The organism is Pseudoduganella albidiflava (assembly GCF_004322755.1).
Classification (GTDB): Bacteria; Pseudomonadota; Gammaproteobacteria; order Burkholderiales; family Burkholderiaceae_D; genus Rugamonas; species Rugamonas albidiflava.
The window spans coordinates 2,873,821-2,899,575 of record NZ_CP036401.1; the positions used below are offsets into that span (position 1 = coordinate 2,873,821).

The following is a 25,755-nucleotide window of genomic DNA, read 5'->3' on the forward strand; positions in this document are numbered from 1 at the left end:
AAAGACACGAGGGAACCCGCATGTCCGAGTACGTCAACCCGGTTTATCCGGCCACCTTCGCCGACCCGTTCGTGCTGCGGCACGGCGGCTTCTTTTACGCCTACGGCACGGCGCCGGGCAGCGCGGACGGGCGCGCATTCCCCGTGCTGCGCTCGCCGGACCTGGTGAACTGGGAACCGCTCGGCCATGCGCTGGTGCCGCCGGGCGGCCACGATTTCTGGGCGCCCGAAGTGGCCTGGCACGACGGCACGTTCTACATGTACTACTCGGCGCAGGGCATCGAGGGGCGCGACCACCAGTTGCGCGTGGCCACCAGCGCCGATCCGGCCGGGCCCTTCGTCGACGCGGGCGTGGTGCTGGTACCCGACCAGCCATTCTCGATCGACGCCCACCCGTTCAAGGACGACGACGGCCAGTGGTACCTGTACTACTGCGTCGACTTCCTCGAACTGGAGGACGACCACCGGGTGGGCACTGGCATCGTGGTGGACCGGATGCTCGACATGTGTACGCTGGAAGGCAAGCCGCGCATGGTGCACCGGCCGCACGAGGACTGGCACCTGTTCCTGAAGCAGCGCACGATGTACGGCAATGTCTACGACTGGCACACGGTGGAGGGCGCGGCCGTGCTGAAGCACGATGGCCGGTATTTCTGCTTCTACAGTGGCGGCGCGTGGGAAAAGGAAAACTACGGCGTCAGCTGGGTGGTGGCGGACCATCCGCTCGGCCCGTACCGGCGGCCGGACGAGGGTGGGCGGGCACTGCTGATGAGTACCTTGCCCGGCCGGCTGATCGGGCCGGGACACAACTCGTTCGTGGCGTCACCGGGCGGGAATGAAACGTGGATCGTGTATCACGCCTGGGGCCCTGACCGCGCCGGGCGGCGCATGTGCATCGACCGGCTGCGCTGGGAAGACGGGCGGCCCGTGACGGCGGGGCCGAGCGATTCGGCGCAGGCGGCGCCGGTGTGAAGTGAGTTCCGGTGGGGTTGCTGGCGGCTGATGCAGCTGGTGGCTTTGGTGTCGGACACCGGCTTCATGGTGTCGGACCGCTGCTGCGGACCGACCGGTTCATGCATGAACGTCGCGGTGTCTGCGGGCGAAAACCGGTGTCCGACACCCAACTACCGGTGTCCGACACCAGCCCGGTGACGCCGCACTTGCAATTACGAAAAATCGCGCCGTTCGCCCGGCATGGCCAGCACGCGCTTGATGACGGAAGGCTTGATGCGCTTGCGGGTCAGGAACATGTGCGCATCCTTCAGGCCGGTGGACTGCTGCAGCAGCAGGGCACGGTTGATGATCAGTTCCGTTTCGATATCGGTGCGGGAGTAAGCACGGCGGACTTTGTACATCTTGTCTCTCCTTCGGTAGTGACTTGCTGCATGACGTGATGGAATGGTTCCATCGTAATGCGCCGGGCACGGCCGTACCGTGCGCCAGTTCACGTAAGGCAACCGATGAGAACAGCCGGGCGCACCCGCGCTCAGTCCGGCACGCGCTCGCGGTTCCCCACGGGCCCGAACAGCGCAGCCACCATCGGATCGCGGCGTACTGCCGGTGCCGGCTGGCGCAACGGGGAGGGCGCGTCGTCGCACAGCCGGTGCAGCCGGTGGCCGTCCGGGGTCACGAACACGGCGATGCGGCCGCCGGGCAGCGGCTCGAAGGCCGGCTTCCTGAGGCGCAGGGTCGTCATCGGCCCGCTCCCGCCGTATCGAGGACTGCGCCGCGCGCCGCCGGCGGGACACGGCCGGCGCGCAGGGCAGCGGCCAGGTTGGCGAACCATGCCAGGCACGATACGCACAGCAGCGCGCCGGCCGGCCGCGCCAGCTGGGCGGGCCAGGCGCAGGCCGCCACCAGCGCCAACAGCGCGGCGGCGTGCAGCAGGTACTGGCCGCGCGCCGCGCCATCCGGCAGCATGCGGTGCACCGGCGGCACGCTGGCAGGCGCACCGCCGGAGAGGCCCATGCCGTGGGCATGGCGCAGGTGATACCAGGACAGGAACGGCACGATCTTGTAGGTCATGCCGTTGATGGTGGACAGCGCAAATCCCACCACCAGCAGCACGCCGCACGCGACATCGAGCGCGGGATCGGCCGGCAGCAGGCCGCGGGCGAGGGCCGCCGGCAAGGCCAGCATGGCGGTGCGCCAGAACAGCGTGGCGGCATCGGCCCGCGGACGCTTCCGGCGGGCCAGCAGGCGCAGCGTCACCCACGCGAACGCCACGTAGCCTGCGCCCAGCAGCAACAGCGCCGCATGCCGGAACGGTCCGGCGATGCCGGCCGACAGCGACGACGCCACCAGCAGCAGGAACAGCATGGTAGTGTAGCCGCCACTGATCCAGCGGGGATACGGTTCGGTGACCAGGAACATCGGCACCACCTGGAATGCCACGCCGACGATCAGCAGGGCCACCCAGCCCAGCAAGCCCCAGGCTGCGTGCAGGTCGGCCAGCAGCGGAAGCGAGAGGGGAGGGGGCAGTGCGCGGGGCCAGGCCAGAGCCGCGCCCATCCACAATCCCAGGACGACCGTGACAACGAGCGCGCCCAGCGCCAGCCGGATCGCCGCCAGCGACGCGTCGGCGCCGCCGGGGAACTGTTGCCACAGGCCGATGGTGCAGCAGCCGAGCAGCAGAAAGAACGCCACCCCGAGGCATGCCAGCGCGCCGGCGAACAGCAGCGCATGGCCGACGAGGAAGGCGGCGGCCAGCAGCAGCGTGCCCGCGCACAGTGCACCGTGCATCGTGTTCGCCGTGCGCGAGCCCCCCGGTACGGCGATGCCCGCCATTACGGGCAGGATCTGCAGCAGCGCGCCGATCATCGCCATCGACAGGCAGCCCAGGGTGAGCAGGTGCGTGAGTGCCAGTGTCAGCGGCGACCAGCGCGTGACGAGCGCGGCTTCGCCATGCCACGCCAGCAGGCCCGCGGCCAGCGCCGCGAACAGGGGAACGGACATCAGGAACCGCATCGGCAGGGCAAGCGGCGGAAGGTGGTCGAACGATAGCGCACGTTGCATGGGTCCCTCCTAGGCGGCGGCCCGCGGGCACGAGGCGCCGCTCATGCCGCCTCCCCGGCAGGAGCGGCCACCGCGCGCATGCGCGCCAGCACGGCCATGGCGCTGGCGCCCAGCAGGCGTTCGGCCATCGGATACAGCACGCCTTCTTCCTTCAGGTTGTGCTGGTGCGTCAGCATGCGCAGGCCGTCGGCCAGGTCGAAGAAGGTGCCGCCGTCGCGGGCCTCGATGGCGGCTGCCATCGACTGGATCAGCGAGCGCATGTGCTCGTGCTCGCTTCGCATCACGGCGGTTGCGCCGGGGGCAGAGCCGCTGGCCCGGTCGATGGCGGGGAACAGGATGCGCTCTTCCTGGTTCATGTGCTGCGCCAGGTGCCACGCGAACGTGGCGAAGGCTTTCGTGGCGTTTTCCCAGTCGGCGCACGCGACGCGCGATTCGGCCCAGCCGTATTGTTCGTCGCAGGCGCGGTGGTCGCTGGCAAGGTACTGATGGATGGTGTCCATGGTGCTTTTCTCTTCTCTCGTGGTGACCTGCAGCCATTGTCCCACCGGGGTATCGGCCAATTCCTTGATCCCGGTTAAGGATTCGAGCCTTGGCCTGGCGGTACAGTGCCGGCACGCAAACATCGAAAGACACTGGATGACTCAACTGGAAAGTCCCTTCGAACTGGTCTGTCCCGCCGGCAGCTTGCCGGCCCTGAAAGGCGCCGTGGACAATGGCGCAGACTGCGTGTACCTGGGTTTTCGCGACGCCACCAATGCCCGCAACTTCGCCGGCCTCAATTTCGACGACAAGGCGATCGCCGCCGGCATCGCCTATGCGCATGCACGGCGGCGCAAGGTCCTGCTCGCGCTCAATACCTATCCGCAACCTGGCGGCGAAGCGCTGTGGAGGGGCGCCATCGACCGCGCCGCCTCGGCCGGGGTGGACGCGGTGATCCTGGCCGACCCGGGCCTGATGCGCTACGCCGCCGAATTCCACCCGGGCCTGCGGCTGCACCTGTCCGTGCAGGGCTCGGCGACGAACGTGGAAGCCATCGAGTTCTACCGGCGCGAGTTCGGCATCGCCCGGGCTGTACTGCCGCGCGTGCTGTCGCTGGCCCAGGTCGAGCAGGTGGTCTCCAATACGGCCGTCGAGATCGAGGTCTTCGGGTTCGGCAGCCTGTGCGTGATGGTCGAAGGACGCTGCGCGCTGTCGTCCTACGCCGCCGGCGAATCGCCCAACACGCATGGCGTCTGTTCGCCGGCCGGCGCGGTGCGCTGGCAGCAGCGGCCCGAGGGGCTGGAGGCACGCCTGAACGGCGTTCTCATCGACCGCTACGGCCCTGGCGAACATGCCAGCTATCCCACCCTGTGCAAGGGGCGTTTCGAGGTGGCCGGCGAAACCTACTACGCCATCGAGGAGCCGGCCAGCCTGAATACACTGGAGCTGTTGCCAACGCTGATGGCGATGGGCGTGGCGGCGATGAAGATCGAAGGCCGCCAGCGCAGCCCCGCCTATGTGGCGCAGGTGACGCGGGTGTGGCGCGAGGCGATCGACAGCGCCCGCGCCGGGCGCTTTTCCGCGAAGCCGGCATGGATGGCGCAACTCGATGCCGTGGCCGAGGGCCGGCAGCACACGCTGGGCGCGTATCACCGCGCCTGGAAATGACGGGAGAAATGATGATGATGAAGCTAGCAATCGGGCCGCTTCTGTACTACTGGCCGCGCGCCACCGTGATGGACTTCTACGAGGCGGTAGCCGCCGGTCCGGCAGATGTTGTCTACCTGGGCGAAGCGGTGTGTTCGCGCCGGCACGAGCTGCGCGCGGCGGACTGGCTGCAGGTCGCCGGCCGGTTGCGCGACGCCGGCAAGGAGGTCGTGTTGTCCAGCATGGCGCTGATCGAGTCCGGTTCCGACGTGGCAGCGCTGCGCCGGCTGGCAGCACAGGAGGCTTTCGCCGTGGAGGCCAACGACATGGGGGCCGTCGGCCTGCTGCACGGCCGCCCCTTCGTGGCCGGCCCGCACCTGAACATCTACAACGCCGCCACGCTGCTGTTGCTGCATGGCCTGGGCGCGCGGCGCTGGGTCATGCCACTGGAGATGGGGCAAGCCGGGCTGGAGGAACTGCAGAGCACGCGTCCGGAAGGCATGGAGACGGAAGTGTTCGCGCTGGGCCGCATGCCGCTGGCCTTCTCGGCGCGCTGCTTCACGGCGCGCCAGCGCAACCTGCCAAAGGATGACTGCCGTTTCAGCTGCATCGAGCATCCGGACGGCCTGGACATGACCACGCGCGACGGCAAGCCGTTTCTCGTGCTGAACGGCATCCAGACGCAGTCCGCCTCCGTGTGCAACCTGGCCGCCGAGTTCGAAGCGCTGCGCACGGCCGGCGCCGACGTGCTGCGCATCAGCCCCCAGTCGCGCCATGCGATGGAGGTCGTGGCGCTGTTCGACGACCTGCGCCGCGGCCGCGCCACACCCGAAGCCGCATCGCGTTCGCTGCTGCCGCTGCTGCCCGGGCCCGCATGCGACGGCTACTGGCACGGCAGGCCGGGCCTCGAGTGGCAGGCAGGGAGCGCGGCATGAGGGGCCTGGACCATGCTGCCGACGGCGCGGCATCGCCGGCGGGCCAGCCCGGCGGCCTGCCGGCCTTCGTGGGCGCCTTCGGCAGCCGCTTGCCGCCGTGGCCCGGCTCGGCGCTGTTCGCCGCCGGCCTGAACGTCGCACTGCGGTGCCGGCTGCCGGACGATGTACTTGAACGGCTCTCCGGCCGCAGCCTGCGCATTAGCGTCCGGGACGCCGGCGTTGCCTTCGACGTGAGCTGGAATGGCAAGCGATTCGTACCAGGATCCGTGGCGGGACAGCCCGACCTGGAAATTGCCGCCGGTGCGGCCGACATGATGGCGCTGCTGCGCCGCGAGGCTGATCCAGACACGCTGTTCTTCGGCCGCCGCCTGTCCATGCAAGGCGATACCGAACTGGGGCTGCTAGTAAAAAACACCCTGGACGGGCTCGACATCGACCTGCCGCCACCCCATCCGCTGGCGGTGCTGCGCTGGCTGCGGGAACAGGACCGGCAGCGACAGGCGCCGCGCTAGCATCGATCACGCGTGGCGCAACAGGACCTTGCCGAACCGGCCGCGCAATGCGGCCATCAGTGCATCCGGGGGATACGCCGCCGCGCTGGTCAATCCGGCATCGGCGCAACCCTGCGCGCGAAATTGCTGGATGACCCAGTGGCGTACCCCCAGCGCCGAAAGCTCATCGGCCATGGCGAGCAAAGCGGTTGGCGGCAGCAGGGCTGGATGCACGGTGGTGCGGCACTCGCTGGCGACACCGGACGCGATGATCCCGGCAACGCAGGCACGGGCGGGAACGCCGCTGCCCGGCACACCCGTCACCGTTTCATAGTCGGCGAACGGTGCCTTCACGTCGAAGCCTACCCAGTCGACCAGGTGCAGGATGGCATGCAGCCGTTCGGGATACAGGCACGCCGTATGCAGCCCGACCTTGAAGCCGAGCGCGCGCACCTGCCGCATCGCTTCCGGCAGCGCCGCGTCGGTGGTCGGTTCGCCGCCGCTGAACACCACGGCGTCCAGCAGGCCGCGGCGCCGTTCCAGGATCGCCAGGAGGTCGCGCCAGTCCAGCGGGCTGCGCGGCGGGCGGACCTGCAGGTGGGGATTGTGGCAATACCCGCAGCGCCAGGCGCAGCCCTGCACGAATACCACCGCGGCCAGGTGGCCGGGGTAGTCGGTGGCGGTGAACGGCGTGAAGCCACCCACGTTCAGCGGGCGGCCCGCCATCAGCCTGCCGCCTGCGGGGGCGCCGCGGCAGCCTCGCGGAAGTACAGCCGCTCGTGGAACTCGCCCTGCTTGCCGGTGTTGAACGACGCGACGGGGCGGTGGTAGCCCATCACGCGTGTCCAGATTTCACAGGGCTGGCGTTCCGGGTCGTCGGCGCGCAGTGCAGTGGGCAGTTCGGCTGGAATAACGGGGTTCATGCTGACTCCTTCAGTGGTTGGCAAGTGGAAGCGCGCTGCCGCCGTTCGAGCAGGTCAGCGTCGCATTTCGGGCAAAACGGGTGGTGGCCCGACAGGTAGCCGTGCTTCGGGCAGATCGAGAACGTGGGCGTGACGGTGATGTAGGGCAGGCCGAAGCGGGTCAGCGCGCGCTTGACCAGTTCACGGCAGGCTTGCGCGCTGGATACGGCTTCCGTCATGTACAGGTGCAGCACGGTGCCGCCCGTGTACTTGCGCTGCAATGCATCCTGCCGTTCCAGCGCCTCGAACGGATCGTCCGTGAAGCCCACCGGCAGCTGCGAGGAATTGGTGTAGTACGGCATGTCGGCGGTACCGGCCTGCAGGATGCAGGGAAAGCGCTTGCGGTCTTCGCGGGCGAAGCGGTATGTCGTGCCCTCGGCCGGCGTCGCCTCCAGGTTGTACATGTGGCCCGTCTGTTCCTGGAACTCCAGCATGCGCGCGCGCACATGGTCGAGCAGCCGCAGTGCCAGCGCGTGGCCGCGCGGGTCGGTGATGTCGTAGCGGTCGCCGGAATAGTTGCGGATCATCTCGTTCACGCCATTCACGCCCAGCGTGGAAAAATGGTTGCGCAGCGTGCCGAGGTAGCGTTTCGTGTACGGGAACAGGCCGTTGTCCATGTGGCGCTGGATTACCTTGCGCTTGATCTCCAGGCTCTGGCGGCCCAGCTCCAGCAGGCGGTCCAGCGCGGCCAGCAGGGCCGCTTCGTCGTCCGGATGCAGGTGGCCGAGGCGGGCACAGTTGATGGTGACCACGCCCAGCGAACCGGTCTGCTCGGCCGAGCCGAACAGGCCGTTGCCCCGTTTCAGCAGCTCGCGCAGGTCCAGCTGCAGCCGGCAGCACATCGAGCGGATCATGTTCGGCTGCAGTTCCGAATTGATGAAGTTCTGGAAGTAGGGCAGGCCATAGCGCGCCGTCATGCCGAACAGCAGGTCGGCGTTCGGGCTGTCCCATGCGAAATCGGCCGTGATGTTGTAGGTCGGGATCGGGAACGTGAAGGCGCGGCCCCTGGCGTCGCCCGCCATCATGACCTCGATGTAGGCGCGGTTGACCATGTCCATTTCCGGCTGCAGGTCGCCATACGTGAAGGGCTGCTCGGCGCCGGCAATCACCGGTACCTGTTCGCGCAGGTCTTCGGGACAGGTCCAGTCGAACGTCAGGTTCGTGAACGGCGTCTGCGTGCCCCAGCGCGACGGCACGTTCAGGTTGTAGACCAGCTCCTGGATGGCCTGGCGCACGGCCTCGTATGGCAACGCATCCTTGCGCACGTATGGCGCCAGATAGGTGTCGAAGGAACTGAACGCCTGTGCGCCGGCCCATTCGTTCTGCAGCGTGCCGAGGAAATTGACGATCTGCCCGCATGCGCTGGACAGGTGCCGCGGCGGTGCGGACTCCACCTTGCCGGGCACGCCGTTCAGGCCCTCCGCCAGCAGCGTGCGCAGCGACCAGCCGGCGCAATAGCCAGCCAGCATGTCCAGGTCGTGGATATGCAGGTCGGCGTCACGGTGGGCCTGGCCCACTTCGGGCGGATACACGTGGTTCAGCCAGTAGTTGGCGATCATCTTGCCCGATACGTTCAGGATCAGGCCACCCAGCGAATAGCCCTGGTTGGCGTTGGCGTTCACGCGCCAGTCCTGTCGCCGGAGGTACTCCTCGATCGAGGTTTCCACGTCGACCAGCGAACGGCGCGTCTGGCGCAGCGTGCGGTGCTGCTCGCGGTAGATCACGTAGCGCCGCAGCGTGTGGCGGTAGCCTGCGTCGTAGAGCACGCTCTCGACATGGTCCTGCACCTCCTCGACGGAGAGCGGGGCTTCGCGGGCAGCCTGGAGCCGGCGTACGGTATTGTAGGCCAGGCGCTGCGCGGCTTCCTCGCCGTACTCGCCGCTGGCGGTGCCGGCGCGCCGCAGGGCCGAGAGGATCTTGGCGGCGTCGAATGCCTGCATGCTGCCGTCGCGCTTGACGATGGTGTGCAGCGGTTTCGGTTCGGTGGTCGGGGTCACTCCTGCTCCTTGATGATGGTCGGTCGTTCCTGCCAGGGGAAGCGATGATCCGGGTTGGGTTGCGCTCTGCGCGTCAGAATGGCATGGGCTGCCGGGTGGCGGCGACCGTCACGATGTAGCCGAAGAGCGCCAGCGCGGCTGCCAGTGCGGCGATCCGCACGCGCACGGTGCGGCCATACCTGAGCGCGATGGCGCCCAGCACGATGTAGGCGCACAGCGCGAGCACCTTGGCGGTCAGCCACGGCTGCGCGAACGGGTACTGCCCGCTCAGCGTTGCCAGGCCGATCGCGCTGGCCAGCAGGCCGGTATCGACCAGGTGCGGCAGGGTACGCACCCATCGCCGGCGCAGCATGTCCGGCATGGCCAGCATCCAGATGCCACGCAACAGGAACAGCGTGCCGCTGGCCGTCACGCAGGCGATGTGCACATGGCGCAGCGCGAGGTAGTCCATGATGTGTCCCCGCTATTCCCCGGTGGCGAGGAAGTCGATGACGATCTCGCCGGGTGTCCGGGACACGTAGCGGGCCCTGACGCGCGGGCCGTAATACTGGCCTATCTGGCGCAGCAGGGGCAGCGGGTCGTGGTCGTTGTAGAAGCGCATGATCTCGCCGGGTGTCAGGGCGTCGAGCGCGCCGAAGATGGCGGCATGGCGGAAGCGCCTCGCCACGCCGCGCGCATCGAACGGGTGGACTGCGTGCCCGCTGTCGGGCTGGCTGGCATCGTGCGGCGCGTCGTGGACGGCGGGGTGCGAACAGTGGTGGGACATGGCGGCTCCTGGGGTTGTCGCTGGTCCTGCGCCCGGCGGGATGCCGGCGGCCATCAGCGAAACATGTGGCGATTGTAGGGAGGCCTGGCCGGCAATGCACCGCCGAACCCGCTTTTCTTAATCCAGGTTATGAACGCCGGCGGCGGACCCGTTGAATAATCGGTCGGTTCGCCGGCATGTGCCGGCCGGAGGATTTGCCATGCGACTGACGAGCTGCACCGACTACGCGCTGCGCACCCTGATCTACCTCGCCGCGCGGCCGCGCCGGCTGGTGACGATCGCCGAGATCGCCGCATATCACGGAATTCCAAAAAACCATCTCACCAAGGTGGTCCAGCGCCTGGGGCGCGCAGGCATGCTGCGCACCGTGCGCGGGCGGCAGGGCGGCATCGCGCTGGGGGTGCCGGCCGAGGCGATCCGCATCGGCGCCGTGGTGCGGGCCACCGAGCCGGATTTACGGATGGTCCCTTGCTTTGCCGGTGCCGCCGCAGCCTGCCCCGAGGCCGGTACCTGCACGCTGCAGGGGGTCCTGGCGCGGGCTGCCCGGGCGTGGCTTGCGGAACTCGATGGAGCGACATTGGCCGACGTGGCGCATGGGGGGACAGTGGCGTTGCCGGCCTTGCTGCCTGCATGCGGGGCAGCCGCCTAGCGATTGGCCGGTGCCGGGAGAGCGCTGGCGCTGCGGGAGCCCCCTGGCCGAAGGCAGCAGGCCGGCTCGATGCCAACATCGGGCGGCGACGGACCCCTGCAGGCCGGCCGCCAATCCGTGATCAACGTGGTATTCCGGTAGCGCCCGGACCCCGGAACTAGTCCTTCCGGCCAGTTCCGCCTACCTCTTTGCGCCAGCCCCTCACGCAGTTCGGCCAATTGGCGCGGGGCGGCTGGCCGCGTACGCTGGTGGCATCGCGCAGAGCGTCGGAGAAAACATGAACAACAATGCAGGAAAAGCCAACCGGGTGCTGGTCGCCAGCACTTTTTCGTTCACGGTGTGTTTTGCCGTGTGGATGATGTTCGCGGTGCTGGGCATCCCCATCAAGAAGATGCTGGGACTGAACGAAACCCAGTTCGGCCTGCTGGCGGCGATGCCTGTACTGTCCGGCGCGCTGGTGCGGGTACCCCTGGGGATCTGGACCGACCGCTTCGGTGGCCGCATCGTGTTCTTCGGCGTGATGCTGGCGACCGTGATTCCCGTGGCGCTGATCGGCCGTGCCACGCAGTACTGGCAGTTCCTTGCGCTGGGCCTGCTGCTCGGGCTGGCCGGCGGCTCGTTCTCGGTGGGCACGCCCTACGTCGCACGCTGGTTCCCGAAGGAGCGCAAGGGTCTGGCCATGGGCATCTTCGGCGCCGGCAATTCCGGCTCGGCGCTGACCAAGTTCGTCGCGCCCGGCATCATCGCGACCTGGGGCTGGCAGGCGCTGCCCGGCGTGTATGCCGCTGCGCTGCTGGTGACCGCGCTGCTGTTCTGGGTGTTCTCGGCCACCGATCCCGCCCACAACGTCGTGTCGACCGCTTCGTTCTCCGGCCAGCTGGAGGTCCTGAAGGACCGCCGCGTGTGGCGCTACTGCCAGTACTACTCGGTGGTGTTCGGCGGCTACGTGGGCCTGGCGCTGTGGATGACCAAGTACTACGTTGCCGAATACGGTTTCGACCTGGGCCTGGCCGCCTTGCTGGCCGCCTGCTTCTCGCTGCCCGGTGGCGTGCTCCGCGCCCTCGGCGGCTGGGTGTCCGACAAGTACGGCGCCTACAAGGTGACGTGGTGGGTGATGTGGGTGTGCTGGGTGTGCTTCTTCCTGCTGTCGTATCCGCCAACCAGCATGCAGGTGAAGACCGTCGACGGTGCGCTGATGGTCGATCTGGCGCTGTCGCCCTCTGTGTTTACCGCACTGCTGTTCGTGGCCGGTACCGCGATGGCCATCGGCAAGGCTTCGGTGTTCAAGTTCATCGGCGACGAATTCCCCGACAACATCGGCGCCGTCTCCGGCGTGGTCGGCCTGGCCGGTGGCCTCGGCGGCTTCGTGCTGCCGATCATGTTCGGTGCGCTGCTCGACCTCACCGGCGTGCGCTCGTCCGCCTTCATGCTGCTGTACGGCACCGTGTGCGTGTCGCTGGTGTGGATGCACTTCTCGTTCCGCCCTGCTGGCGCCGCGCTGGCGCGGATGCCCGTGGCCGTCGCCGCGCGTTGAAGCGCTCGCCGCAATTCCTACTCATCGATCGAAGCAAAGGAGTATCACCATGAGCAAATACCTGATCAGCACCTGGGAGCCGGAAGCTCCCGCGTTCTGGCAACGTAGCGGCCGCAGTACGGCGAACCGCAACCTGTGGATCTCGATCCCGGCGCTTGCGCTGGCGTTCGCGGTGTGGATGGTGTGGAGCGTGGTCGTGGTCAACCTCCCGGTCGTCGGATTCACCTACAGCACCAACCAGCTGTTCTGGCTGGCGGCGGTACCTGGCCTGTCCGGCGCCACGTTGCGCATCTTCTATTCCTTCATGGTGCCCGTGTTCGGCGGGCGCAAGTGGACGGCGCTGTCGACCGCGTCGCTGCTGGTGCCTGCCATGGGCATCGGTTTCGCCGTGCAGGATCCCGCCACCGGCTACCCGACGATGCTGGTGCTGGCGCTGCTGTGCGGCTTTGGTGGCGGCAACTTCGCCTCGTCGATGGCCAACATCAGCTTCTTCTATCCGAAGGCGCAGAAGGGCTACGCACTGGGCATGAATGCGGGCCTGGGAAACCTGGGCGTCTCGGCGGTGCAGTTCGTGGTCCCGCTGGTGATCACGGCGGGTGTGTTCGGCACGCTGGGCGGCGCGCCGCAGTCGCCCGTGCAGCCCGGCCATGGCGACGCGCTGTGGCTGCAGAACGCCGGCTTCATCTGGGTGCCGTTCATCATCGCCTCGACCCTGGCTGCATGGTTCGGCATGAATGACCTGGCCTCGGCGAAGGCATCCTTCGCCGAGCAGGCCGTGATCTTCACGCGCCGGCACAACTGGCTGATGTGCTGGCTGTACACGGGCACGTTCGGCTCGTTCATCGGCTATTCAGCCGCATTCCCGCTGCTGATCAAGACACTGTTCCCGGAAGTGGATCCGCTGCGCTACGCCTTCCTCGGCCCCCTGGTCGGCGCATTCGCCCGCGTCGGCGGCGGCATCATGGCCGACAAGCTGGGCGGAGCGCGCGTTACCCTGTGGACCTTCGCCGGCATGATCCTGGCGGTATTCGGCGTGCTGGCTTTCCTGCCGCAGGCGGGCAACCCGGGCAATTTCACGCTGTTCTTCTGGATGTTCATGCTGCTGTTCGCCGGCACCGGCATCGGCAATGCCTCGACGTTCCGCATGATCCCGGTGATCTTCATGACCCAGCACCAGCGCGCCGCGGCCGGCAAATCGAGGGCAGAGCAGGACGCCGCGATCGTCAACGCCAACAAGGAAAGTGCCGCCGTGCTGGGCTTCACATCAGCGTTCGCCGCCTACGGCGCCTTCTTCATCCCGAAAAGCTACGGCACGTCGATCGCGCTGACCGGCCGTCCCGATGCCGCGCTGTACTGCTTCATCGCGTTCTACGCCAGCTGCATCGCCATCACGTGGTGGTGGTATGCGCGCCGCAACGCCCCGATGCCATGCTGAACGGGTGCGGAGCACGGAGCATGGACAAGAGCCGCATCAGGGTGCAGTCCTTCCTGGCCAACGTGCCGCTGTTCGCGCGGCTGCGCGCCGATGAACTGGACCGCATCGCGCTGGGCACCACCAGGCTGCAGGTCGAGCGCGGCGAACTGGTGTTCCAGCGCGGCGAACCGTGCGTGGGCTTCCATATCGTGGTGTTCGGCCAGATCAAGCTGTCATTCACGTCCGCGCAGGGCGCCGAGAAGGTGGTAGAGCTCGTCGGGCCCGGACAGAGCTTCGGGGAGGCCCTGATGTTCATGAGCAAGCCGTACATCGTGACCGCGCAGGCGATGGAAGACACCATGCTGCTGCACGTGGCCAAGCCGGTCATCTTCCGCGAGCTGCAGGGCGACCCGGACTTCGCCTGCGCCATGCTGGCCGGCGTGAGCATGCGCATGCACAGCCTGATGTGCGACCTGGAATCATATTCGCTCCGCTCCGGCACCCAGCGGGTGGTCGGCTACCTGCTGAAGGATTGCGCGGACGGGGGCAGCGAGGAACTCACGCTGCCGGCCACCAAGGCGGTGCTGGCCTCGCGCCTGAACCTCACGCCCGAGCATTTTTCGCGCATCATGGCCGACCTGTCGGCCCGCCACCTGATCGCCTTCAAGGGACGCCGGATCACGATCCCCGACGTCGACCGCCTCAAGACTTGCGCCGGCTAGCTCACCGGCTTCCGGCGCCCCGCGCCCCGGCACGCCGGCCGCACCCAGCTCCAGGGGCGGCGGCCGATGTGCTGTTTCACAGGCACGCCCACCCGGCGTGCCTTTTTTTCCTTCGATGCGGGCGGGCCTGCTAGTCACAACGGCCTATATGCCTAGTCCTTCCGAGTTCCTCCACGGCACTTCCTGCCGATATTCACGCGGCGCCCCGCTCGCTACACTGGCCTCAATGACAACTCCACGCATGTCGCGCGGAGCGGAATCAAGGAGGCAGCATGAGTCACTTTCTGGATCGGCTGAAATTCTTCAGCAAGCCCAAGTCCACGTTCTCCGATGGCCACGGCGTCGTCGTGCATGAGGACCGCACCTGGGAAAACGCTTACCGCCAGCGCTGGCAGCACGACAAGATTGTGCGCTCGACGCACGGCGTGAACTGTACCGGCTCGTGCAGCTGGAAGGTATACGTGAAGAATGGCCTGATCACCTGGGAAACCCAGCAGACCGACTACCCGCGCACCCGTCCCGACCTGCCCAACCATGAACCGCGCGGCTGCCCGCGCGGCGCCAGCTATTCCTGGTACGTGTATTCGGCCCAGCGCGTGAAGTACCCGATGATCCGCGGCCGGCTGATGGACATGTGGCGCGAGGCGCGCAAGACGATGGGCCCGGTGGCGGCATGGGAATACGTGAGCCAGGACCGGGAACGGGCGAAGCGCTACAAGTCGGTGCGCGGCCTGGGCGGCTTCGTGCGCGCCAGCTGGGACGAGTGCAACGAGATGATCGCCGCCGCCAATGCGCTGACGATCAAGAAGTATGGCCCCGACCGCATCGTCGGCTTTTCGCCAATCCCGGCGATGTCGATGGTCAGCTATGCGGCAGGCACGCGCTACCTGTCGCTGATCGGCGGCGTGGCGCTGTCGTTCTACGACTGGTATTGCGACCTGCCGCCGGCCAGCCCGCAGGTGTGGGGCGAACAGACCGACGTGCCGGAATCGGCTGACTGGTACAACTCCACGTACCTGATGGTGTGGGGCTCGAACGTGCCGATGACGCGCACCCCCGATGCCCATTTCTATACCGAAGTGCGCTACAAGGGCACCAAGACGGTGGCCGTGTCGTCCGATTTCGGCGAAATGGCCAAGTTCGGCGACATCTGGCTGGCGCCGCGCCAGGGCACCGATGCCGCGCTGGCGATGGCGATGGGCCACGTGATCCTCAAGGAGTTCCATGCGGCGGGCCAGTCCGCCTACTTCCGCGGCTATGCCAAGCAGTACACGGATTTCCCGATGCTGGTGCTGCTGAAGGAACACGAGGGAACCCTGATCCCCGACTATTTCCTGCGCGCGTCGCACCTGGCCGGCAACCTGGATGAAACCAACAACCCGGAATGGAAGACGCTCGTCATCGACGAGGCATCCGGCCGGATCGTCGCGCCGTCCGGCTCGATCGGCTTCCGCTGGGGCGAGGACGGCAAGTGGAACCTGGAAATGAAGGAGGGCGGCAGCCGCGCCCCGGTCGATCCGCTGCTGTCGCTGATCGACGCGCGCGACGACGTGCGGCCGGTCGGCTTCGCCTACTTCGGCGGGCGCGATGCGCAGGACCTGATCACCCGCAACGTGCCCGTGAAGCGCGTGGCGCTGGCGGACGGCACGACGGCGCTGGTGGCTACCGTGTTCGACCTGTCGCTGGCCAACTACGGCATCGACCGCGGCCTGGGCGGCGGCAACGTGGCCACCTCCTACGATGACGACGTGCCCTACACGCCGGCGTGGCAGGAAAAGCATACCGGCGTGAAGCGCGCCGACGTGATCACCGTGGCGCGCCAGTTCGCCGAGAATGCCGACAAGACGCGCGGCAAGAGCATGGTGATCGTCGGCGCGGCGCTGAACCACTGGTACCACATGGACATGACGTACCGCGGCATCATCAACATGCTGATGATGTGCGGCTGCATCGGGCAGTCCGGCGGCGGCTGGGCGCACTACGTGGGCCAGGAAAAGCTGCGCCCGCAAACCGGCTGGACGCCTCTTGCTTTCGCGCAGGACTGGAACCGGCCGATGCGCCAGATGAACGGCACCTCGTTCTTCTACGCCCACACCAGCCAGTGGCGCCATGAAAAGCTGCACACCAGCGATATCGCATCGCCGACGGCCGGCCCGGAGGTGGCGCCGATGTCGCTGCTGGACCTGAACGCCAAGGCCGAGCGCATGGGCTGGCTGCCATCGGCGCCGCAGCTGCAGACCAATCCGCTCGACGTGGTCGACGCCGCCACGGCGGCCGGCGAGGATCCCGCCGCCTTCGCGGTACGCCAGCTGAAGGAAGGCAAGCTGCAGATGTCGTGCGACGACCCGGACAATCCGGCGAACTTCCCGCGCAACATGTTCGTGTGGCGCTCGAACATCCTGGGCAGTTCGGGCAAGGGCCACGAGTACTTCCTGAAATACCTGCTCGGCACGCAGAACGCGCTGATGAGCGACGAGGACGACTGCATCAAGCCGCGCGACGTGAAGGTACGGCCAGCCGTGGAGGGCAAGCTGGACCTGCTGGTGGTGCTGGACTTCCGCATGTCGACCACCTGCCTGTACGGCGACATCGTGCTGCCCACCGCCACCTGGTACGAGAAGGACGACCTGAACACGTCGGACATGCATCCGTTCATCCACCCGCTGTCCGAAGCCGTGCAGCCGCTGTGGCAGTCGAAGTCGGACTGGGAAATCTACAAGGGTATTGCGAAGAAGTTTTCCGAGATCGGCGGCGCGTACCTGGGTACCCGCAAGGATATCGTTCTCACCCCGCTGATGCACGACACGCCGGGTGAACTGGGGCAGCCGTTCGATCCGAAGGACTGGCGTGCCGGCGAATGCGAGCCGGTGCCCGGCAAGACGATGCCGAACATGACCGTCATCGAGCGCGACTTCCGCCAGGTGTACAAGAAATTCACGTCCATCGGCCCGTTGCTGGAAAAGATCGGCAACGGCGGCAAGGGCATCGGCTGGAAGACGGGGCACGAAGTGGACGTGCTGCGCGGTATCAACCGCACGGTGCTGGAAGAAGGCGTGTCGCACGGCCAGCCGCGGCTCAACACCGCCATCGACGCGGCCGAGATGATCCTGTCGCTGGCGCCGGAAACCAATGGCCACGTGGCGGTGAAGGCCTGGGAAGCGCTGTCGAAGATCACGGGCCGCGACCATACGCACCTGGCCCTGCCGCGCGAGCACGACAGCATCCGCTTCCGCGACGTGCAGGCGCAGCCCCGCAAGATCATTTCCTCGCCCACCTGGTCGGGCCTGGAATCGGAAGAAGTGAGCTACAACGCCTGCTACACCAACGTGCATGAGCTGATCCCCTGGCGCACGCTGACCGGCCGGCAGCAGTTCTACCAGGATCACCGCTGGATGCGCGACTTCGGTGAAGGTTTCTGCGTGTACAAGCCGGCGATCGATACCCGTACCACCGGCGCGGCGATGGGGGCGAGCCCGAACGGAAACAAGGAGATCGCGCTGAATTTCATCACGCCGCACCAGAAATGGGGGATCCACTCGACGTACTCGGACAACCTGCGGATGCTGACCCTGTCGCGTGGCGGCCCCCATGTGTGGCTGTCGGAAATCGACGCGAAGGCGGCCGGCATCGTCGACAACGACTGGATCGAGGTCTTCAACGTGAACGGCACCCTGACTGCCCGCGCCATCGTCAGCCAGCGGGTACCGGTGGGGATGACGCTGATGTATCACGCGCAGGAAAAGATCGTCAACGTGCCGGGCGCGGAAATGTCCGGCAAGCGGGGCGGCATCCACAACTCGGTGACCCGGGCGGTGACCAAGCCGACGCACATGATCGGCGGCTATGCCCAGCTGTCGTGGGGCTTCAATTACTACGGCACGGTGGGCTCGAACCGCGACGAATTCGTGGTGGTGCGCAAGATGAACAAGGTCGACTGGATGGAACGTCCGCTGGACGAACGCGCCCCCGCGCAGGCATAAGCCGGCAAAAGCAGGCAAAACAAGGAGCAAACAAATGAAAATCAGGGCACAAATCGGCATGGTGCTGAACCTGGACAAGTGCATCGGCTGCCACACCTGCTCGGTCACCTGCAAGAATGTGTGGACCAGCCGCGACGGTGTCGAGTACGCATGGTTCAACAACGTGGAAACCAAGCCCGGCATCGGCTACCCGAAGGAATGGGAAAACCAGGACAAGTGGCAGGGCGGCTGGCGCCGCACGGCCGCGGGCACGATCGAGCCGCGCCAGGGCGGACGGCTGAAGATCCTGGCCAACATCTTCGCCAACCCGAACCTGCCGCCGATCGACGAGTACTACGAACCGTTCACGTACGACTACGAGCGGCTGCAGAACGCGCCGCTGTCGGAAACGCCGCCCACGGCACGCCCCGTGTCGGTCCTGACGGGCAAGAAAATGGACAAGATCGAGTGGGGCCCGAACTGGGAGGACGATCTCGGCGGCGAATTCGCCCAGCGCAGCAAGGACAAGCTGTTCGACAACATGCAGAAGGAGATGTACGGCACCTTCGAGAATACCTTCATGATGTACCTGCCGCGCCTGTGCGAGCATTGCCTGAATCCGACCTGCGTGGCGTCCTGCCCGTCGGGGTCCGTGTACAAGCGCGAAGACGATGGCATCGTGCTGATCGACCAGGACAAGTGCCGCGGCTGGCGGATGTGCATCTCCGGTTGCCCTTACAAGAAGATCTACTACAACTGGAGTTCCGGCAAGGCGGAGAAGTGCACGTTCTGCTTCCCCCGCATCGAGGCCGGCCAGCCGACCGTCTGCTCGGAAACGTGCGTGGGCCGCATCCGCTACCTGGGCGTGATGCTGTATGACGCCGACAAGATCGAATCCGCGGCGTCGGTGGCCGACGAGCGCGACCTGTACCAGTCGCAGCTTGGCCTGTTCCTCGACCCGCACGACCCGGCGGTGATCGCCGAGGCGCGCCGCCAGGGCATCCCCGACGCGTGGCTGGACGCGGCGGTGCGCTCGCCGGTCTACAAGATGGCCATGGAGTGGAAGATCGCCTTCCCGTTGCACCCGGAATACCGCACGCTGCCGATGGTGTGGTACATCCCGCCGCTGTCGCCGATCCAGGCCGCCGCCGAATCGGGCAAGCTGGGCACCAATGGCGTGCTGCCCGACACGGCCAGCCTGCGCATTCCCGTGCAATACCTGGCCAACCTGCTGACGGCCGGCGACCAGGTGCCGGTGCTGAAGGCGCTGGACCGGATGCTGGCGATGCGCGCCTACATGCGCGGCAAGAGCGTCGACGGGGTGGAGAACGTCGAGGCGCTGCGGCAGGTGGGGCTGGACAGGGCGACGGTGGAGGACATGTACCACATCATGGCCATCGCCAACTATGAAGACCGCTTCGTGATCCCGTCCAGCCACAAGGAAATGGTCGAGGACAGCTTCAACGAGAAGGGCAGTTGCGGCTTCAGCTTCGGCAACGGCTGTTCGGATGGCGTGTCGGACGTGAGCCTGTTCGGCAAGAAAAAACAGGGCTCGACGATCTTCATGTCGATGCCGAAGTCACGCAGGAAAAAAGAACCGGAAGGAGTATAGGCCATGAACCGTCATTACCAGATGCTGTCGCTGCTGCTGCAATACCCGGAAGCGGAGCTGGTCGGCGCGCTGCGCGAGATCGAGGCCGTGCTGGCGCAGCGCCCGGCCTGGCGCGAGCGGCTGCAGCCCCTGCTGGCATGGCTGGGCACCACGCCGCTGATCGAGCTGCAGCAGGACTACGTGGCCACCTTCGACCGCAATCCCGGCCATTCGCTGCACCTGTTCGAGCATGTGCACGGCGAATCGCGCGACCGCGGCCAGGCCATGGTGGACCTGATCGAGGAATATCGCCGGCATGGCCTGGACATGGCGTGTGACGAGCTGCCGGACTACGTGCCGCTGTTCCTGGAGTTCCTCGGCCAGCTGCCCGACCAGGATGCGGCGCGCCTGCTGGGCGATGCGGTCGACGTGCTGGCCCACCTGGGCAGCAAACTGTCGGCATCGGGCAGTCCGTACGGCGTGGCACTCGTGCTGCTGGTGGAGGTCAGTCCGGTGGCGCCCAGGCCGCTGACCGAGCCCCCGGTACGCGACATGGACGAGGCGCTGGAGACCTTCGGCCCCGGCGCCGATGGCGCGGAGCCGCTGCTGAACAGCGCCAATGCGCGTGCCGGCCTGCCCGGCGGCGTACAGCCGATCAATTTCCACCCGAAGAAGCCGGCGCCGCACGCCGTGCCGCAAGCCTGAAGGAGCCGTGATGAACTACGTACACCAATTCCTGTTCGGGATCTATCCCTATATCGCGCTGGCGATCTTCCTGCTGGGAAGCCTGATCCGTTTCGACCGCGAACAGTACAGCTGGCGCTCGGAATCGAGCCAGGTGCTGCACCGCGGACCGCTGCGCCTGGCCAGCCCGCTGTTCCACATCGGCGTGATCGGGCTGTTCTTCGGCCACGCCGCGGGCCTGCTGACGCCCGTGGCCGTGTGGGATGCGCTGGGCGTGCCGCACGGCGCCAAGCAGCTTTTCGCCATGGTGGCCGGCGGCGTGATGGGCACCTTCGCCCTGGTTGGCCTCGTGCTCCTGCTGGTGCGCCGCTTCCAGAGCGACCGGCTGCGCCACGTCACCACGTTCAAGGACAAGATCGTGCTGCTGTGGATCCTGGCCACGCTGCTGCTGGGACTGTCGTCGATCGTGTCGTCCGCCTCGCACATGGATGGCCACATGATGGTGCTGCTGATGGGCTGGGCCCAGCACATCGTGACGTTCCGGGCCGATGCGGCGGCATTGATCACCGAGGCGCCGCTGGTGTTCAAGCTGCACCTGTTCATGGGCATGTCGCTGTTCGTCATCTTCCCGTTCACCCGGCTGGTGCACGTGTGGAGCGGCTTCGGCGCCGTGGGCTACCTGGGCCGCGCGTTCCAGCTGGTGCGCAGCCGCTGACCCGACCAATTCAAAGGAATCCGATCATGGGTATCGCAGTCAATGGCGTCGACATCACCGACGCCGAAATAGGCGCCGAACTGGCGCACCACGGGGCGGCCGCCAATCCATTGCAGCAGGCCGTGCACGAAGTCGTGCTGCGGCGCGTGCTGCTGGACGAGGCGGACCGGCTGGGCATCGTCGCCGGAGATTCGACGGACGACGAGCGCATCGAAACGCTGTTCGCCTGCGAGGTGCAGGTGCCGGAGGTGGACGAACCGGCGTGCCGCCGCTACTACGACGCGCACCGTGCCGCCTTCACGCGGGGCGAACGGGTCGAGGCGCGCCACATCCTGTTCCAGGTGACGCCGGCGGCACCGCTCGAACTGCTGCGCGAAACGGCCACGCTGATCCTCGACGCACTGCGCCAGTCGCCGGAACGCTTTGGCGAGCTGGCGCGGCGCTACTCGAATTGCCCGTCCGGCGCGGTCGAGGGCAGCCTCGGGCAGCTGGGACGCGGCGACTGCGTGCCCGAGTTCGAGGCCGTGCTGTTCCGGCTGGCGCCTGGCGAACTGGCTGGCCGCCTGGTCGAGACCCGCTTCGGGCTGCACATCGTGCAGGTGCTGCGAAGGCTCGACGGCACGCTGCTGCCGTTCGACGCCGTGCACGGTCACGTGGCCGACACGCTGCGCCGGCAGGCCTGGCAGCGCGCGCTGCATCAGTACCTGCGCCTGCTTGCCGGGCGCGCGAAGATCGAGGGAGTGGAGCTGGAGGGAGCGAGCAGTCCACTGGTGCAGTGACGGCGGCGCCGGCATCGATCCGCATCGCCGCGGGAGCGAACTAGTCACAAAGAACTAGTCCCGCTCCACCTTCGTGCCACTGACCGCCAGCCGGCGCGCTTGCTACAATGCCATCATCAACCATCAAGGGGCCGCCGATGCTGACCGACCGCTTCGGCCGAACCATCGATTATCTGCGCGTGTCGGTCACCGACCGCTGCGACCTGCGCTGCACGTACTGCCTGCCGAACGATTTCACGGGCTTCGAAGATCCGCCCGACTGGCTCACGTTCGACGAGATCGTGCGCGTGGTGCGGGCCTTTGCACGCATGGGCACGCGCCGCGTGCGCCTGACGGGCGGCGAACCGCTGACGCGCGGCCGGCTGCCCGAACTGGCCGCCCGGCTGGCGGCGCTGCCAGGCTTGCAGGACCTGTCGCTGTCGACCAACGGCACTCGGCTGGCACGCCATGCGGCGGCGCTGAAGGCGGCCGGCGTGGCGCGGCTCAATGTAAGCCTCGATTCGCTGGACCGTGCCTGCGTGGCCGGCATCACGGGGCGCGACTGCCTGCCCGACGTCCTCCAGGGCCTGGAAGCGGCACGCGATGCGGGCTTCGCGCCGATCAAGATCAACATGGTGGCGATGGCCGGCGTCAACGGGCACGAGATCGAGGCCATGGCCGCGTTCTGCATCGAACGCGGCTTCCTGCTGCGGCTGATCGAGGCGATGCCGATGGGCGAGACCGGGCGCGCCGCGGGCTGGCTCGACCTGGGCCCGGTGCGCGACCGGCTGGTGGAGCGCTTCGGGCTGGTACCGCAGGCGCGCGAGCTGGGCGGCGGACCGGCGCGCTACTACGGCACGCCGGACGGGCAGGCGGGGATCGGCTTCATCACGCCGATGTCACAGCATTTCTGTGCCACCTGCAACCGGGTGCGGCTGTCCGTCGATGGCACCCTGTACCTCTGCCTGGGCCAGGAAGAGAAGGTCGAACTGCGCCCGCTGCTGCGCAATGGCGGCAGCGACGCCGACCTGGAACGGGCCATCCGCGCCGCGATCGAGCTGAAGCCGCGCGAGCACGATTTCACCCGACAGCCGGAAAAGATCGTCCGCTTCATGTCGCAGACCGGCGGCTGAGCGCATGGGCGGGCATCCCGGCGGTATACTGCGTGGCATGAAAGGACGAACATGGACCGGACAATGCCAATGCAGGAACCTGATAGCCTCCCTGGTGCGCCACCTGGCGGGGGGCGCCGGCATGCGCATCGCTGACATGGTGGGCGCGCCCGCGCATGCAGCCTGGAACAGGCTGTCGACAAAAGTGGTCGGGAGCCTGCTGGCTTTCCTGATGGTGGCGCTGACGGTGATCGGCGCGACGCTCTACCTTTCCTGGCAGCTCGAAGGCAGCGGCGCGGCGATCAACGTGACCGGCAGCCTGCGCATGCACAGCCTGCGGCTGGAACTGGCCGTGGCCGGCACGGCCGACCCGGCGCGGCGCGATGCCGCGCGCGCCGATGGCGCGAGCCAGCTCGTGCGCATCGATGCAGTGCTGGAAACATTGCGCGTCGGCGACCCGCAGCGCCCGCTGTTCCTGCCGCCATCCGCAATCATCCGGCGTGGTTTCGAGCACGTGGCAGGCCGCTGGCACAGTGACCTGCGGCCCGCGGCGGCGGCGCTGCTGGCGCAACCGGCCATCGCCTCGCCGCAGGCCCGGGCATTCCAGGCGCAGGCCGACAGCTTCGTGCGCGACGTGTCCGGGCTGGTCGAGGCGATCGAGCGAGACAGCGAGAACCGCACGTTCTGGCTGCGCGGGTCGCAGCTCATGCTGCTGGCGTTCGCCGTCGGCGGGACGGTCTGCATCGTTTACCTGCTGTTCAACCTGATCATCGCGCCGGTGGCGTCGCTGGAGGCGGGCATGGCGCGCATGCGCGAACGTGATTTCGCGGTGCGCCTGCCGGTCGACCGGCGCGACGAATTCGGCCAGCTGGCGTACGGCTTCAACCAGATGGCCGACCGGTTGCAGGGCGTGTACGCCAACCTGGAACAGCTGGTCGATTCGAAGACCGCCGCGCTGGCCGCGCAGAACCGCGAGCTGGCGCTGCTCTACGACAGTGCCGCGTTCCTGCAGAAGCCGCAGCGCGCCGAAGCCATGTGCGACGGCTTCCTGCAGCGGCTGACCGACTATTTCGGCGCCGATGGCGGCTCGGTGCGCGTGCTCGATCCGGAGAAGGGCAACCTGCACATGATGGTCCACCGCGGCCTGCCGGCGCCGCTAGTGGAGGCGGAGCGCTGCATGAAGGTGGGTGAGTGCCTGTGCGGCGAGGCGGTGGAAAAGAAGATCATGGTGGTGCACGACATGCGCCGCATCGACCGCGACGTGCAGCTGCAATGCCACCGCGAAGGTTTCGCCACGGTCTCGGTGTTCCACCTGTACGCACAGGGCCAGTACCTGGGCATGTTCAACCTGCATTTCCGCAGGCACCGCGAACTGGGGTCCGCCGACAAGTCGCTGCTGGAGACGCTGGGCCAGCTGCTGGGCACGGCGATCGAAAACCTGCGGCTGGGTGCGCGCGAACGCGAGATGGCGATCTCGGAAGAACGCAACCTGGTGGCCCAGGGCCTGCACGACAGCATCGCCCAGGGCCTCAATTTCCTGAACCTGCAAGTGCAGATGCTGGAAGACTCGGTCCGCCGCCAGCAGTACGGCGACGTGTCCGGCATCGTGCCGCTGCTGCGCGCCGGAGTGCAGGAAAGCTACGAGGACGTGCGCGAACTGCTGCTCAACTTCCGCACCCGGCTGGCCGAGGAAAGCCTGCTTGCCACACTGCAATCGGCGCTCGGCAAGTTCGAGCGGCAGGCCGGCATCGCCGCCACGCTGGACGCCGATCCGGATGGCGCGCCATTCCCGCGCGAACACCAGCTGCAGTTGCTGTTCATCGTGCAGGAAGCGCTGTCGAACGTGCGCAAGCATGCCGGCGCAGGCCATGTCCAGGTGGTGCTGCGCGACCGCGACGATTTCACGCTGGCGATCGCCGACGATGGCGGCGGCTTCGATATGGCCGACCTGGAGCGCAAGGGCGACAGTCACGTGGGCATCCACATCATGCGCGAGCGCGCGCAGCGCGTCGGCGCCACGCTGGACGTGCGTTCGGCGCCCGGCGCGGGCACCACGGTCACGCTGCACCTGCCGCGCGAGCGGCGCCTGGCGGCCTGACTGGCTGACCGTTACAAGGAGAATACATGCAATACGAGCAAGCGGCCGACCAGCCGATCAGCGTGCTGCTGGTCGACGACCATACCCTGTTCCGCAGCGGCATCCGCTCGCTGCTGCAGCGGCATCCCGAGTTCGACGTGGTGGGCGAGGCGGCCGACGGCATCGAGGGCATCAAGCGCGCCAAGCAGCTGAAACCGCAGGTCGTGCTGCTGGACCTGAACATGCCGGGCATGTCCGGCCTGGAGACGCTGCAGCTGCTGCTGCAGGATTGCCCGGACAGCGCGGTGGTGATGCTGACGGTGTCCGAGGATGCGCTGGACCTGTCGGCAGCGCTGCGGGCCGGCGCGGCCGGCTACCTGCTGAAGAATATCGATACCGATTACCTGGTGCGTGCGGTGCGCCGCGCGGCGGCCGGCGAAACCGTGGTGGCCGAGGCGATGACGGGCAAGCTGGTGGCCCAGCTCCAGGCCGGCACGCGCGAGCCCGGACCGGCCTCGGAACTGGACCGGCTGACCCCGCGCGAGCGCGAAATCCTGGAGTTCCTGGCTCGTGGCGAAAGCAACAAGATGATCGCCCGCGCCCTCGACCTGTCGGAAAGCACGGTCAAGATCCACGTGCAGAACGTGCTGAAGAAGCTGAACCTGTCGAGCCGCGTGCAGGCCGCCGTGTTCGCGGTCGAACAGCGCCATGCGCACGCCGCGGGCGTGCGCTAGCGCCTGCCCGGTTCC

General features: G+C 67.4%; 25 protein-coding genes. 16 read left to right on the forward strand and 9 right to left on the reverse strand.

What is annotated here, in order from left to right:
• Positions 1–20: 20 nt before the first annotated feature.
• Positions 21–971: a glycoside hydrolase family 43 protein gene (locus tag EYF70_RS11940; protein ID WP_131145603.1), complete on the forward strand. Its 951-nt coding sequence runs from the start codon at positions 21–23 to the stop codon at positions 969–971.
• 194 nt (positions 972–1,165) lie between these two features.
• Here EYF70_RS11940 and EYF70_RS11945 read toward each other — a convergent pair whose 3' ends face one another.
• The 4 genes from EYF70_RS11945 to EYF70_RS11960 form a co-directional block, all read right to left on the reverse strand.
• Positions 1,166–1,354, reverse strand: coding sequence for a hypothetical protein (locus EYF70_RS11945; protein WP_130189244.1), 189 nt, complete (start codon positions 1,352–1,354; stop codon positions 1,166–1,168).
• 131 nt (positions 1,355–1,485) lie between these two features.
• Positions 1,486–1,695: a hypothetical protein gene (locus EYF70_RS11950; protein ID WP_131145604.1), complete on the reverse strand. Its 210-nt coding sequence runs from the start codon at positions 1,693–1,695 to the stop codon at positions 1,486–1,488.
• Positions 1,692–3,014 (reverse strand): permease, encoded by a 1,323-nt coding sequence (locus EYF70_RS11955; protein ID WP_131145605.1) that lies wholly within the window; start codon positions 3,012–3,014, stop codon positions 1,692–1,694. Before EYF70_RS11955 ends, EYF70_RS11950 begins: the two co-directional genes overlap by 4 nt.
• A gap of 41 nt (positions 3,015–3,055) precedes the next feature.
• The gene (locus EYF70_RS11960; protein WP_131145606.1) at positions 3,056–3,514 is read right to left on the reverse strand and encodes a hemerythrin domain-containing protein; all 459 of its coding nucleotides are present in this window, start codon (positions 3,512–3,514) and stop codon (positions 3,056–3,058) included.
• Between the two features lie 136 nt (positions 3,515–3,650).
• Here EYF70_RS11960 and ubiU point away from each other — a divergent pair, with 136 nt between their 5' ends.
• The 3 genes from ubiU to ubiT are packed head-to-tail and all read left to right on the forward strand — an operon-like array spanning position 3,651 to position 6,087.
• Complete coding sequence (gene ubiU / locus EYF70_RS11965) at positions 3,651–4,661, forward strand: ubiquinone anaerobic biosynthesis protein UbiU (RefSeq protein WP_131145607.1); 1,011 nt, start codon at positions 3,651–3,653, stop codon at positions 4,659–4,661.
• A 17-nt stretch (positions 4,662–4,678) separates the two neighbouring features.
• Entirely contained in the window at positions 4,679–5,575 is an 897-nt protein-coding gene (locus EYF70_RS11970; protein ID WP_131149051.1) for a U32 family peptidase, read from the forward strand.
• Positions 5,572–6,087: a ubiquinone anaerobic biosynthesis accessory factor UbiT gene (ubiT, locus tag EYF70_RS11975; RefSeq protein ID WP_131145608.1), complete on the forward strand. Its 516-nt coding sequence runs from the start codon at positions 5,572–5,574 to the stop codon at positions 6,085–6,087. The genes EYF70_RS11970 and ubiT overlap by 4 nt, the downstream gene beginning before the upstream one ends.
• A gap of 6 nt (positions 6,088–6,093) precedes the next feature.
• Here ubiT and EYF70_RS11980 read toward each other — a convergent pair whose 3' ends face one another.
• The 5 genes from EYF70_RS11980 to EYF70_RS12000 all read right to left on the reverse strand — a co-directional run bounded on the left by EYF70_RS11980 (position 6,094) and on the right by EYF70_RS12000 (position 9,791).
• The gene (locus EYF70_RS11980; RefSeq protein ID WP_131145609.1) at positions 6,094–6,792 is read right to left on the reverse strand and encodes an anaerobic ribonucleoside-triphosphate reductase activating protein; all 699 of its coding nucleotides are present in this window, start codon (positions 6,790–6,792) and stop codon (positions 6,094–6,096) included.
• Complete coding sequence (gene nrdD / locus EYF70_RS11985; RefSeq protein ID WP_131145610.1) at positions 6,792–6,989, reverse strand: anaerobic ribonucleoside-triphosphate reductase; 198 nt, start codon at positions 6,987–6,989, stop codon at positions 6,792–6,794. The genes EYF70_RS11980 and nrdD overlap by 1 nt, the downstream gene beginning before the upstream one ends.
• Positions 6,986–8,968 (reverse strand): ribonucleoside triphosphate reductase, encoded by a 1,983-nt coding sequence (locus EYF70_RS11990; protein WP_229420906.1) that lies wholly within the window; start codon positions 8,966–8,968, stop codon positions 6,986–6,988. The genes nrdD and EYF70_RS11990 overlap by 4 nt, the downstream gene beginning before the upstream one ends.
• A gap of 130 nt (positions 8,969–9,098) precedes the next feature.
• The gene (locus EYF70_RS11995; RefSeq protein WP_131145612.1) at positions 9,099–9,476 is read right to left on the reverse strand and encodes a SirB2 family protein; all 378 of its coding nucleotides are present in this window, start codon (positions 9,474–9,476) and stop codon (positions 9,099–9,101) included.
• Between the two features lie 12 nt (positions 9,477–9,488).
• Complete coding sequence (locus EYF70_RS12000) at positions 9,489–9,791, reverse strand: DUF2249 domain-containing protein (RefSeq protein WP_131145613.1); 303 nt, start codon at positions 9,789–9,791, stop codon at positions 9,489–9,491.
• Positions 9,792–9,990: 199 nt separating this feature from the next.
• Between EYF70_RS12000 and EYF70_RS12005 the strand changes: the two genes are divergently transcribed.
• From EYF70_RS12005 to EYF70_RS12060, 12 genes are all read left to right on the forward strand, one after another.
• Positions 9,991–10,440, forward strand: a complete 450-nt coding sequence (locus tag EYF70_RS12005) for an RrF2 family transcriptional regulator (RefSeq protein ID WP_131145614.1) — start codon at positions 9,991–9,993, stop codon at positions 10,438–10,440.
• A 277-nt stretch (positions 10,441–10,717) separates the two neighbouring features.
• Complete coding sequence (locus EYF70_RS12010) at positions 10,718–11,974, forward strand: MFS transporter (RefSeq protein ID WP_131145615.1); 1,257 nt, start codon at positions 10,718–10,720, stop codon at positions 11,972–11,974.
• A gap of 49 nt (positions 11,975–12,023) precedes the next feature.
• Positions 12,024–13,409 (forward strand): NarK family nitrate/nitrite MFS transporter, encoded by a 1,386-nt coding sequence (locus tag EYF70_RS12015; protein WP_131145616.1) that lies wholly within the window; start codon positions 12,024–12,026, stop codon positions 13,407–13,409.
• A gap of 20 nt (positions 13,410–13,429) precedes the next feature.
• The gene (locus EYF70_RS12020) at positions 13,430–14,110 is read left to right on the forward strand and encodes a Crp/Fnr family transcriptional regulator (RefSeq protein ID WP_131145617.1); all 681 of its coding nucleotides are present in this window, start codon (positions 13,430–13,432) and stop codon (positions 14,108–14,110) included.
• Between the two features lie 272 nt (positions 14,111–14,382).
• A complete protein-coding gene (locus EYF70_RS12025; RefSeq protein WP_131145618.1) occupies positions 14,383–18,090 on the forward strand; it encodes a nitrate reductase subunit alpha in 3,708 nt (1,235 codons plus the stop codon).
• Positions 18,091–18,124: 34 nt separating this feature from the next.
• Positions 18,125–19,681, forward strand: coding sequence for a nitrate reductase subunit beta (gene narH, locus EYF70_RS12030; protein ID WP_131145619.1), 1,557 nt, complete (start codon positions 18,125–18,127; stop codon positions 19,679–19,681).
• 3 nt (positions 19,682–19,684) lie between these two features.
• Positions 19,685–20,365: a nitrate reductase molybdenum cofactor assembly chaperone gene (gene narJ, locus EYF70_RS12035; protein ID WP_131145620.1), complete on the forward strand. Its 681-nt coding sequence runs from the start codon at positions 19,685–19,687 to the stop codon at positions 20,363–20,365.
• Between the two features lie 10 nt (positions 20,366–20,375).
• Entirely contained in the window at positions 20,376–21,059 is a 684-nt protein-coding gene (gene narI / locus EYF70_RS12040; RefSeq protein ID WP_131145621.1) for a respiratory nitrate reductase subunit gamma, read from the forward strand.
• Between the two features lie 26 nt (positions 21,060–21,085).
• Entirely contained in the window at positions 21,086–21,838 is a 753-nt protein-coding gene (locus EYF70_RS12045; RefSeq protein WP_131145622.1) for a peptidylprolyl isomerase, read from the forward strand.
• Positions 21,839–21,975: 137 nt separating this feature from the next.
• Positions 21,976–22,950 carry a GTP 3',8-cyclase MoaA gene (gene moaA, locus EYF70_RS12050; protein WP_131145623.1) on the forward strand — a complete coding sequence of 325 codons (975 nt, stop codon included), beginning with the start codon at positions 21,976–21,978 and terminating at the stop codon, positions 22,948–22,950.
• A gap of 121 nt (positions 22,951–23,071) precedes the next feature.
• Positions 23,072–25,027, forward strand: coding sequence for a type IV pili methyl-accepting chemotaxis transducer N-terminal domain-containing protein (locus tag EYF70_RS12055; protein WP_229420826.1), 1,956 nt, complete (start codon positions 23,072–23,074; stop codon positions 25,025–25,027).
• A gap of 26 nt (positions 25,028–25,053) precedes the next feature.
• Positions 25,054–25,740, forward strand: a complete 687-nt coding sequence (locus EYF70_RS12060) for a response regulator (RefSeq protein WP_131145624.1) — start codon at positions 25,054–25,056, stop codon at positions 25,738–25,740.
• Positions 25,741–25,755 lie beyond the last annotated feature (15 nt).